The sequence below is a fragment of the Pseudomonas sp. G5001 genome (assembly GCF_013385475.1).
GTDB lineage: Bacteria > Pseudomonadota > Gammaproteobacteria > Pseudomonadales > Pseudomonadaceae > Aquipseudomonas.
Genome location: NZ_JACAPZ010000050.1, coordinates 23,898 through 34,160, shown reverse-complemented (window position 1 = coordinate 34,160; position 10,263 = coordinate 23,898). Strand labels below are relative to the sequence as shown.

At 63.2% G+C, this 10,263-nt stretch carries 10 protein-coding genes; 7 read left to right on the top strand and 3 right to left on the bottom strand.

Features of this window, described 5'->3' with window-relative positions; translation table 11 throughout:
- Positions 1-236: 236 nt before the first annotated feature.
- The 6 genes from HX805_RS30435 (at position 237) to HX805_RS30410 (ending at position 6,197) form a co-directional block, all read left to right on the top strand.
- Positions 237-1,904 carry an AMP-binding protein gene (locus HX805_RS30435; protein ID WP_177117589.1) on the top strand — a complete coding sequence of 556 codons (1,668 nt, stop codon included), beginning with the start codon at positions 237-239 and terminating at the stop codon, positions 1,902-1,904.
- 31 nt (positions 1,905-1,935) lie between these two features.
- Positions 1,936-2,379, top strand: coding sequence for a hotdog fold thioesterase (locus HX805_RS30430; RefSeq protein ID WP_003217165.1), 444 nt, complete (start codon positions 1,936-1,938; stop codon positions 2,377-2,379).
- A gap of 98 nt (positions 2,380-2,477) precedes the next feature.
- On the top strand, positions 2,478-3,287 hold the full coding sequence (locus HX805_RS30425) for an alpha/beta fold hydrolase (protein WP_008431257.1): 810 nt from the start codon (positions 2,478-2,480) through the stop codon (positions 3,285-3,287).
- Complete coding sequence (locus tag HX805_RS30420) at positions 3,284-4,138, top strand: alpha/beta hydrolase (RefSeq protein ID WP_087695368.1); 855 nt, start codon at positions 3,284-3,286, stop codon at positions 4,136-4,138. The genes HX805_RS30425 and HX805_RS30420 overlap by 4 nt, the downstream gene beginning before the upstream one ends.
- A gap of 102 nt (positions 4,139-4,240) precedes the next feature.
- Positions 4,241-5,059 (top strand): DUF4892 domain-containing protein, encoded by an 819-nt coding sequence (locus tag HX805_RS30415; protein ID WP_003217171.1) that lies wholly within the window; start codon positions 4,241-4,243, stop codon positions 5,057-5,059.
- A gap of 73 nt (positions 5,060-5,132) precedes the next feature.
- The gene (locus HX805_RS30410) at positions 5,133-6,197 is read left to right on the top strand and encodes an AI-2E family transporter (RefSeq protein ID WP_003217173.1); all 1,065 of its coding nucleotides are present in this window, start codon (positions 5,133-5,135) and stop codon (positions 6,195-6,197) included.
- Between the two features lie 28 nt (positions 6,198-6,225).
- Here the strand turns inward: HX805_RS30410 and HX805_RS30405 are convergent, their stop codons facing one another.
- Both HX805_RS30405 and HX805_RS30400 read right to left on the bottom strand, forming a co-directional pair.
- Entirely contained in the window at positions 6,226-7,263 is a 1,038-nt protein-coding gene (locus HX805_RS30405; RefSeq protein ID WP_003217175.1) for a cell wall metabolism sensor histidine kinase WalK, read from the bottom strand.
- Entirely contained in the window at positions 7,263-8,027 is a 765-nt protein-coding gene (locus tag HX805_RS30400) for a response regulator (protein WP_032898726.1), read from the bottom strand. The genes HX805_RS30405 and HX805_RS30400 overlap by 1 nt, the downstream gene beginning before the upstream one ends.
- A 290-nt stretch (positions 8,028-8,317) precedes the next feature.
- Between HX805_RS30400 and pyrF the strand changes: the two genes are divergently transcribed.
- Positions 8,318-9,016, top strand: a complete 699-nt coding sequence (pyrF, locus tag HX805_RS30395) for an orotidine-5'-phosphate decarboxylase (protein WP_003217180.1) — start codon at positions 8,318-8,320, stop codon at positions 9,014-9,016.
- A gap of 139 nt (positions 9,017-9,155) precedes the next feature.
- Here pyrF and HX805_RS30390 read toward each other — a convergent pair whose 3' ends face one another.
- Positions 9,156-10,163: an NADP-dependent oxidoreductase gene (locus tag HX805_RS30390; RefSeq protein ID WP_177117588.1), complete on the bottom strand. Its 1,008-nt coding sequence runs from the start codon at positions 10,161-10,163 to the stop codon at positions 9,156-9,158.
- Positions 10,164-10,263: the final 100 nt, after the last annotated feature.

Here is a 10,263-nt window from a genome sequence, read left to right as displayed (position 1 = left end):
GCCGGAGTGAGGGCACTCCGAGCCTAAGCGAGGAGCCGAGTGGTGGGGCAAGAGCGTTTTGCTTACTTTTGCGCTTTTCAAAAGTGAGCCGCTGTAAGAGCGGAACCCATTTCAGCCATCACCCAAATAACGGATATACCCCCAAACAGCAGAACTTGCACCCCCCGCGCTCCCATGAAATAGTCAGCCAAGCAAGTGCTTGGTTGGCTACCATCGGAACACAAAGGAGCGCGTCCATGTCTGTCGCTATTCGTTTGCCGCTGCAAGTCTTCTTCGACCGCGAAGCCCGCCACCCACGGCAACGATTCCTGGTTCAGCCCATCAAAGGCGGCGAGGTCCAAACCCTTACCTGGGCCGACGCCGGTCACCAAGCCCGCTGCGCCGCCCACTGGCTGCGAGCCCGCGACCTGCCCCAGGGCTCCCACATCGCCCTGATCTCGAAAAACTGCGCCCACTGGATCATCGCCGACCTCGCCATCTGGATGGCCGGCCACGTCTCGGTCCCGCTCTACCCCAACCTCACCGCCGACTCCGTCGCCCACGTACTCGAGCATTCCGAAGCCGCACTGGCATTTATCGGCAAACTGGACGACTGGCCCGCCATGTCCGCCGGAGTAAAGGCCGACCTGCCCACCATCAGCCTGCCGCTGTGCCCCGATGGCGAATTCGATTTCACCTGGGCCGACCTGCAAGCCTGCTCACCCATTCAGGACAACCCCGCGCCCGCAGCATCCGATCTAGCCACCATCATCTACACCTCCGGCACCACCGGCCTGCCCAAGGGCGTGATGCACAGCTTCGGCGCGCTGGCCTTCGCGGCCATCCGCGGCACTGAACTGTTCGGCCTGGGGGAGGGCGACCGCCTGCTGTCCTACCTGCCGCTTTGCCACGTCGCCGAACGCATGTTCGTGGAGATGGCCTCGATCTACACCGGACAGACAGTATTTTTCGCCGAGAGCCTCGACACTTTTCTGACAGACCTCAAACGGGCGAGGCCAACAGCGCTGTTCGGCGTACCGCGGATCTGGACCAAATTCCAGATGGGCGTCTATAGCAAAATCCCCGCAAGCCGCCTCGATACCTTGCTGCGCCTGCCCTTCATCGGCAAACGGGTCGGCCACAAAGTACTCGCCGGGTTGGGCCTGGATGCTGTGCGCGTGGCGATCTCCGGCGCAGCCCCCGTGCCCGAAGCACTGTTGGTCTGGTATCGCCGGCTGGGCCTGGATGTGCTGGAGGTCTATGGCATGACCGAAAGCTGCGGCTACTCCCACGTGTGCCGCCCCGGCCAGCAGAAACTCGGCTGGATCGGCCCGCCATGCCCGGACGTCGAAGTACGCATCGGTGACGACGGCGAAGTCCAGGTACGCAGCGGCGCGACCATGCTCGGTTATTACAAGGACCCGGCAAAAACTGCCGAGACCCTCACCGCCGACGGCTTCCTGCGCACCGGCGACAAGGGCGAGCAGGGCACCGATGGCCGCCTGCGGCTGACCGGGCGGCTCAAGGAAGTCTTCAAGACCAGCAAAGGCAAATACGTGGCCCCGGCGCCGATTGAAAACCGCCTGGCCGAACATGCACGCATCGAGCAGGTGTGCGTGGTGGGCGATGGCTTGAGTGCGCCCATGGGCCTGTGCGTGTTATCTGCCGTGGGCCTGCAAGATGCCGCAGGCGCTGGGCGCCAGGCTTTGCAGGGCAGCCTTGAACGCTTGCTGGAAGAGGTCAACCAGGTGCTGGATAAACATGAGCGCTTGCGCCAACTGGTGGTGGTGAAAGACAGTTGGGCGGTGGAAAACGGTTTTCTCACGCCGACCTTGAAGATCAAGCGCAACGTGATTGAATCAGCCTACGGGTCGCAGTTCCTGGCCTGGAGCGAGCGCTCCGAAGCCGTGCTGTGGCAGGATTGAGCACTGACATAAAACCAATAAGGACCGATCAATGAGCCTGTGGCGCACCCAACCGAATATCGAGCAACTGAATGCGATTCAGAAAAACACCATCGGTGAAGTACTGGATATCCGCTTTGAACGTTTTGACGACGAGTCCCTGACGGCCAGCATGGTGATCGACCACCGCACCCATCAACCCTACGGCCTGCTGCACGGCGGCGCGTCGGTGGTACTCGCGGAAACCGTGGGCTCCATGGCCAGTTACCTGTGCATCGACGCCAGCAAGTTCTATTGCGTGGGCCTGGAAATCAACGCCAACCACCTGCGCGGCTTGCGCAGCGGGCGGGTGACGGCGGTGGCCAAGCCGATTCATATCGGGCGCACCACCCACGTGTGGGACATCCGCCTGACCAGCGATGAAGGCAAGGCCAGCTGTGTGTCGCGCCTGACCATGGCCGTGGTGCCGCTGGGCGAGACCCCGCCGGCCCGATAGGCGTGGCGTGAGTGTCATCATTCCTGGCAGTTACAGTCATTGCCGTGACTGCCCGGTCTGGGGAGAATCAACACTCTGTTTACGATGATGGATCAGGTATGTCGCAGCACGTGTTTTTCGCTCACGCCAATGGCTTTCCTTCGGCGACCTACGGCAAATTGTTTGCCGCCCTGGCCCCGGAGTACGCCGTCGCGCATTTGCCGCAGCACGGTCACGACCCCCGGTTTCCAGTGGATGACAATTGGCAGAACCTGGTGGACGAACTGATCCACCACCTTGAGCAACAACCGGAGCCGGTGTGGGGCGTGGGCCATTCGTTGGGTGGCGTGCTGCACCTGCACGCGGCCATGCGTAGCCCGCAGCTGTATCGCGGGGTGGTGATGCTGGATTCGCCGGTACTGACCCTGGCCGATCGCTGGGTGATCCGCGCGGCCAAGCGTTTCGGCTTTATTGACCGGCTGACCCCGGCGGGGCGCACCCTGGGCCGTCGTGAAGAGTTCGCCGACCTGGCGGCTGCGCGCCAGTACTTCGCTGGCAAGACCTTGTTTCGCGGCTTTGATCCCGACTGTTTTGATGCCTACCTGCAACACGGCCTGGAACCGGTGGGTGATCGCCTGCGCCTGCGCTTTGATCCGGCCACCGAAATCAGCATCTACCGCGGCGTGCCCCACACCAGCCCCGGCCAGGCCCGGCAACTGAAAGTGCCGCTGGCGGTGGTGCGTGGTCGCCAGAGCCGGGTGGTGATGCGTCACCATGCCAGCGGCGTGGGGCGCATGCCCATGGGCGAAATGCTGACCATGCCCGGCGGCCACATGTTTCCCCTTGAACGCCCACAGGACACCGCCACTTTGATCAAGAACCTGTTTGCCCGTTGGGAAGCTCGCCAGCGCGAGCGCAGTTGCGCATGACTGCGCCCGTCGAAGAAGTCCGCCTGGCGCTGCCGCACATCGAGTTGGCGGCGCATCTGTTCGGCCCTGAAGATGGCCTGCCGGTGATTGCCCTGCATGGCTGGCTGGACAACGCCAACAGCTTCGCCCGCCTGGCACCGAAACTCGATGGCCTGCGCATCGTTGCGCTGGACATGGCCGGCCATGGTCACTCGGCCCATCGCCCCGTTGGCGCCGGTTATTCCCTGTGGGATTACGTCCACGACGTGCTGCAAGTCGCCGAACAACTCGGGTGGAAACGTTTTGCATTACTTGGCCACTCCCTCGGCGCCATCGTTTCCCTGGTGTTGGCCGGCGCCTTGCCGGAGCGGGTGACGCACCTGGGATTGATTGATGGCGTGATCCCGCCGACCGGCACCGCAGACAACGCCGCCGAACGCCTCGGCATGGCGTTGCAGGCGCAAATGAACCTGCAGGACAAGCGCAAGCCGGTGTACAGCACCCTTGATCGCGCGGTGGAAGCGCGGATGAAAGGCGTGGTGGCAGTCAGTCGTGAAGCCGCCGAACTGCTGGCCCAGCGTGGCTTGATGCCCGTGCCGGGTGGTTACACCTGGCGCAGCGACAGCCGCCTGACCCTGGCCTCCCCCATGCGCCTGACAGAAGAGCAGGCGATGGCCTTCGTGCGCCGAGTCGGCTGTCCGACACAGTTGGTGGTCGCCGAAGACGGCATGTTGGCGAAACATTCCGAATTGCTTTCCGGGCTTCCGTTCCAGGTGACTACCTTGCCCGGTGGCCATCATTTGCACCTGAATGACGAGCCAGGCGCTACCCTTGTTGCAGACTGTTTCAATCGGTTCTTCTCCACGCCTTGACTTGGCGGGGTCAACTGCCGAGGCTGGGCGGATCGAAAGGGAGTCAACCATGAACGATCTCAACACCGCAGCGCACCCCAATGGCCAGGGCGCGCCGATCCGATGAGTATGCCGAAGGGATTTTTCCGTGTTCTGGGGCTGTGCTGTTTCAGCCCGCTGGTGTTTGCCGCCGACGTACCGGGTAGCCAGGACTTGCCCGCCGTGGCCCGTCAGGTCGACGCGCAGATCGTCGACTACCGTCCCGCCGAAGAGAAAGAACGTATCTACCCGCTGGGCTCGATCCGCAAGATCAGCGGCCAGCTGCGCTATGAAGGCCAGGCCACCGCCCGCGGCCAAGCCACTGCCATCACCTACGAACTGCCTGCCGAGCACACCTCCAGCGCCGCCTTTACCGCCACCCGCGAAGCCTTGCAGGCCCAGGGCGCGCAACTGCTGTTCTGGTGCCAGGCCCGTGATTGCGGTGAAAGCAGCCTGTGGGCCAATGAAGTGTTCGGCAATGCCAAGCTGGTGGGCGCCGACGGCCAGCAGGAATACCTGCTGCTGCGCCTGGCGGCCCCGCAGGACAACTCCCTGGTCGCGTTGTACGGCATCACCCGGGGCAATCGACGGGCGTACCTGCACGTGGAACAGATGGACGCCAGCGCACCGTTGGGCGATTTGCTGCCGACCTCCGCTACGCTGCTGCGGGAACTGAAAAGCACTGGCGAGCTGGATTTTCCCAAGCTGGGCGCCGAGCCTGACGCCACCTGGCTCACCCTTATTTCCCGCGGATTGAACCTGGATGCCACGTTGCGGGTCAGTTTGACCGGGCCCACCGCCGAGGCATGGCGCCAGGGCTTGATCGATCAGGGCGTACGTGCGGCGCGCCTGGAAACCGGCACCACTGAAGCCAAGGGTTTGCACCTGCATCTGATACGCTGACCGTTCCAGGGCGAACGGACCCGCGCCGTTCGCCTAAGCTCTTGCTCTTACAGACTTCTTTTCGAGAAACCACATGCTCAATAACGATCGCCTGCTGGTGCAGATCCTGCTGCTGGTGTTGTTTGGTGCCAGCTTCTGGGTGATGGCGCCGTTCTGGTCGGCGCTGTTCTGGGGCGCGGTACTGGCGTTTGCCAGTTGGCCGGTGATGCGCTTGCTCACCCGCTGGCTGGGCGGTCGCGAATCGCTGGCCGCCGGGATCCTGACCCTGGTCTGGATGCTATTGGTGGCGTTGCCGCTGGTTTGGCTGGGGTTCAACCTGGCCGACCATGTGCGCGATGCCGTGGGCCTGATCAAGGATATCCAGGTGGATGGCTTGCCTGCGGCGCCCACCTGGCTCGGCTCCATTCCCTTTGTCGGCGAACGATTGGTGGCGATGTGGGACAGCATCGACCAGCAGGGCGCGGCACTGATGGTCACGTTGAAACCGTACCTGGGACAGGTCGGCAACTGGTTGCTGGCCCGCAGTGCGCAGATCGGCGGCGGCATCCTGGAACTGACCCTGAGCCTGGTGTTCGTGTTCTTTTTCTACCGTGACGGGCCGCGCCTGGCGATGTTTGTGCATCGCTTGCTGGAGCGGTTGATCGGCGACCGGGCGGGTTATTACATCGAACTGGTCGCGGGTACGGTGCAGCGGGTGGTCAACGGTGTGATCGGCACCGCTGCCGCCCAGGCCTTGCTGGCGCTGATCGGCTTCTGGATTGCCGGTGTTCCGGGGGCTTTGGTGCTGGGGATCGTGACGTTCCTGCTCAGCCTGATTCCGATGGGCCCGCCGCTGATCTGGATTCCGGCCACCGCCTGGCTCGCCTGGAAGGGCGACTACACCTATGCGGTGTTCCTCGGTGTATGGGGCACGTTCATCATCAGCGGCGTCGACAACGTGCTCAAGCCCTACCTGATCAGCCGTGGCGGCAACCTGCCGCTGGTGATCGTGTTGCTGGGGGTGTTTGGCGGGTTGATTGCGTTCGGCTTTATCGGCCTGTTTATCGGCCCGACATTGCTGGCGGTGGCGTATAGCTTGTTGACCGACTGGAGTGCCACCCAGGCTCAGGTGCGGCGGGAAGATAAAACCGGGCAGTAATGGCTCCTGCAGGGCGCAGGAACCATTCCTACGCCCTTGGCAGCCACATTACGGCGGTAAGGCCGCCGCCCGGAGTTTCCTCCAGGCTCAGCCGTCCACCGAGGCGTTCCACGGCTTCCTTGGAAATCGTCATGCCCAACCCCACGCCACCGGAATTGCGGTTGCGCGAGCCTTCCAGCCGATAAAACGGTTCAAACACCGCCTCGCGTTTATCCGCCGCAATGCCCGGGCCGTGGTCGATCACCTTCACCACCAGCGCCTGCGGAGTGTCCGCGAGTTCGATGCGCGCGGTGCCGGCGTACCGCAGGGCGTTGTCGATCAGGTTGTTCAGGCACGAACGCAGGGCCATCGGTTGCACTTGCAGCGGCGCGCACTCACCACTGCATTGCACATCGGAGCCGCGGTCCTGGGCGTTTTCACTCAGGGACTCCACCAGCGCCTGCACATCCAGCCAATGCCGGGTTTCGCTGGTGCGCTGCTCGTGCAGGTAGCTCAGGGTGGCGTCGAGCATGCCGATCATGTCGTCCAGGTCCTGGCGCATCTGGCCCTGCAGCTTGGTGTCTTCGATCTGTTCCAGGCGCAGCTTGAGCCGTGACAGCGGCGTGCGCAGGTCGTGGGACACGGCGCCCAGCATGCGGGCACGCTGGGTGACCTGTTCGCGGATGCGCTTTTGCATCAGGTTGAAGGTCGATGCCGCTTGCCGCGCCTCTCGTGGGCCGGACTCGTTCAGCGGTGGGCTGTCGAGGTCCAGGCTCAGGCGCTCGGCCGCTGCGCTCAGGCGCTGGATCGGCCGGCTGAGCAGCTTGGCGCCATACCAGGCGGCGATGATCAGCGAGATAAACTGGAAGGTCAGTGGCACCACAGGCCCGCCGAACCAGGGACGGCGATGCTCCTTGGGCATTGGCGTCAGGCTGCCGTCCGGTTGCTCGATGAAGGTCTCGTGGGGCGGAGGGGGCGGCGGGCCATAATGGTGAAACCAGAAGAATGCCAGCGCGTGGGCCAGCACAATCGCCACCAGCAACACGCCGAACAGCCGCCCGAACAGGGTGTTGAAGGCGTTGCGCATCAGCCGATATCTCGGGCGTCGAACAGGTAGCCTTCACCGCGTACGGTCTTGATCAACTGCGGGGCCTTGGGGTCGTCCCCCAGCTTCTGGCGCAGGCGCGAGACCAGCAGGTCAATGCTGCGATCAAAGGCTTCGATGGAGCGGCCACGGGCCGCATCCAGCAATTGCTCGCGGCTCAACACTCGGCGCGGGCGCTCGATAAACACCCACAGCAAGCGGAATTCGGCGTTGGACAGCGGCACCACCAGGCCATCGTCGGCCACCAGTTGGCGCAGTACGCTGTTGAGGCGCCAGTTGTCGAAGCGGATATTCGCCCGTTGCTCAGTGCGGTCATCCCGCACGCGACGCAGGATGGTCTGGATACGGGCCACCAGTTCGCGGGGCTCGAAGGGCTTGGACATGTAGTCGTCGGCCCCCAGTTCCAGGCCGATAATGCGGTCGGTAGGTTCGCAGCGGGCGGTGAGCATCAGGATCGGGATGTCCGATTCCGCCCGCAGCCAGCGGCACAGCGACAGGCCGTCTTCGCCCGGCAGCATCAGGTCGAGCACCACCACGTCGAAGGTCTCGGCTTGCATGGCCTGGCGCATGGCCGCGCCATCGGTCACGCCGCTGGCGAGGATATTGAAGCGCGCCAGGTAATCGATCAGCAGTTCGCGGATCGGCACGTCGTCGTCGACAATCAGTGCGCGGGTATTCCAGCGTTTGTCTTCACCGACAAGCGAGGCTTTTTGATCGTCATTCAGCACAGGAGTCAGGGTTTGCATGGTGCGATCATCTACCTGGTTGGCCGCCGGGCCGAAGCTCGGCGGCGAGGTTGTTGCGTTCAGCATAGGCGCCCAGCCCCGGGGCTGGAAGTTCTGTACGATGGTTCTCGTGTGCGAGGCTAATCTTCGGGGGTATTGCAGGCATGTCGGGAATGTATCTGTTTCGACACAATTGCCCGGGAGCCCGCAATCTGGCGGCTAAATCGCGAATTACCGATCATCGGATCCCGCAAACCCGCTGCTTGCGCTACAATCCGCGCCGATTTCGACTTGCCTGAGAGCCCATTCCAATGTCCGCCTGCCAGACTCCTATCATCGTCGCCCTGGATTACCCCACTCGTGACGCCGCACTGAAGCTGGCTGACCAGTTGGACCCCAAGCTTTGCCGGGTCAAGGTTGGCAAGGAACTGTTCACCAGTTGTGCCGCCGAAATTGTCGGCACCTTGCGTGACAAAGGGTTCGAGGTGTTCCTCGACCTGAAATTCCACGATATCCCCAACACCACCGCGATGGCGGTCAAGGCCGCCGCCGAAATGGGCGTGTGGATGGTCAACGTGCACTGCTCCGGCGGCTTGCGCATGATGGCTGCGTGCCGTGAAGTGCTCGATCAGCGCAGCGGCCCCAAGCCACTGCTGATTGGCGTGACCGTGCTGACCAGCATGGAGCGTGAAGACCTGGCCGGCATCGGCCTGGACATCGAGCCACAGGAACAAGTGCTGCGCCTCGCGGCCCTGGCGCAAAAGGCTGGCCTGGACGGCCTGGTGTGCTCGGCGCTGGAAGCGCAGGCGTTGAAGACCGCCCACCCGGCGTTGCAACTGGTGACCCCGGGGATTCGCCCGGCGGGCAGCGCCCAGGACGACCAGCGTCGCATCCTGACCCCGCGCCAGGCCCTGGATGCCGGTTCCGATTACCTGGTGATCGGTCGCCCGATCAGCCAGGCGGCCGACCCGGCCAAGGCGCTGGCAGCGGTAGTTGCCGAGATTGCCTGACTAAAGCGACCACGGTCTCTGTGGGAGCTGGCTTGCCTGCGATAGCATCGCCTCGGTATCACTGAAACACCGAGTCGCCTGCATCGCGGGCAAGCCCAGCTCCCACATTAACCGTGTGTGCAGAACGATCTGCGGTGTGTCAGCTGACCTTCAACACCAACTTCCCAAAGTTCTCACCGTTGAACAGTTTCATCAGCGTTTCCGGGAACGTCTCCAGCCCCTCGACTATATCTTCCTTGCTCTTGAGCTTGCCCTGAGCCATCCAGCCGGCCATTTCCTGCCCGGCAGCGGCAAAATTCGCCGCGTGGTCCATCACCACAAACCCTTCCATGCGCGCACGATTGACCAGCAGTGACAGGTAGTTGGCTGGCCCTTTGACAGCTTCCTTGTTGTTGTACTGGCTGATGGCGCCGCAGATCACAACGCGGGCTTTCAATGCCAGGCGGCTGAGCACGGCATCGAGAATGTCCCCGCCGACGTTATCGAAATACACGTCCACACCTTTCGGGCACTCGCGCTTGAGGCTGGCATGCACGTCTTCGTTCTTGTAGTCGATGGCTGCATCAAAACCCAGTTCATCCACCAAGACCCTGCATTTGTCGGCGCCGCCAGCGATGCCTACCACGCGGCAGCCTTTAATCTTGGCAATCTGCCCGGCAATGCTGCCCACCGCGCCTGCCGCGCCGGAGATCACCACGGTCTCGCCGGCCTTGGGCGCGCCGGTGTCCAGCAGGGCGAAGTAAGCGGTCATGCCGGTCATCCCCAGCGCAGACAGATAACGCGGCAACGGCGCCAGTTTCGGATCGACCTTGTAGAAACCCCGCGGCTCACCGAGGAAGTAATCCTGCACACCCAAGGCACCGTTGACGTAGTCGCCCACGGCAAATTTCGGGTTGTTCGACGCGATCACCTTGCCTACGCCCAAGGCGCGCATGACTTCGCCGATACCCACCGGTGGAATGTAGGATTTGCCCTCGTTCATCCAGCCGCGCATGGCCGGGTCCAGGGACAGGTATTCGTTGTGCACCAGCACCTGGCCGTCCTGGGGTGTACCCACCGGCACTTCCTGGTAAGTGAAGGTGTCCCGCGTGGCCGCGCCGACCGGGCGTTTGGCGAGCAGGAATTGGCGGTTGGTCTGGGCAGTCATGGCAGCGACTCTTGAGAAGTGGACCTTGAGTGATAGACCCTTCGGGCTGCACCGGCAAGGTGCGCGGCACCTGCGAATGCCCACCGATCCACTGCAATGA

Excerpts from the sequence above, each read along its gene's own strand:
- HX805_RS30435 (WP_177117589.1), top strand. The coding sequence starts at position 237 with ATGTCTGTCGCTATTCGTTTGCCGCTGCAAGTCTTCTTCGACCGCGAA.
- HX805_RS30430 (WP_003217165.1), top strand. The coding sequence starts at position 1,936 with ATGAGCCTGTGGCGCACCCAACCGAATATCGAGCAACTGAATGCGATT.
- HX805_RS30425 (WP_008431257.1), top strand. The coding sequence starts at position 2,478 with ATGTCGCAGCACGTGTTTTTCGCTCACGCCAATGGCTTTCCTTCGGCG.
- HX805_RS30420 (WP_087695368.1), top strand. The coding sequence starts at position 3,284 with ATGACTGCGCCCGTCGAAGAAGTCCGCCTGGCGCTGCCGCACATCGAG.
- HX805_RS30415 (WP_003217171.1), top strand. The coding sequence starts at position 4,241 with ATGAGTATGCCGAAGGGATTTTTCCGTGTTCTGGGGCTGTGCTGTTTC.
- HX805_RS30410 (WP_003217173.1), top strand. The coding sequence starts at position 5,133 with ATGCTCAATAACGATCGCCTGCTGGTGCAGATCCTGCTGCTGGTGTTG.
- HX805_RS30405 (WP_003217175.1), bottom strand. The coding sequence starts at position 7,263 with ATGCGCAACGCCTTCAACACCCTGTTCGGGCGGCTGTTCGGCGTGTTG.
- HX805_RS30400 (WP_032898726.1), bottom strand. The coding sequence starts at position 8,027 with ATGCAAACCCTGACTCCTGTGCTGAATGACGATCAAAAAGCCTCGCTT.
- pyrF (WP_003217180.1), top strand. The coding sequence starts at position 8,318 with ATGTCCGCCTGCCAGACTCCTATCATCGTCGCCCTGGATTACCCCACT.
- HX805_RS30390 (WP_177117588.1), bottom strand. The coding sequence starts at position 10,163 with ATGACTGCCCAGACCAACCGCCAATTCCTGCTCGCCAAACGCCCGGTC.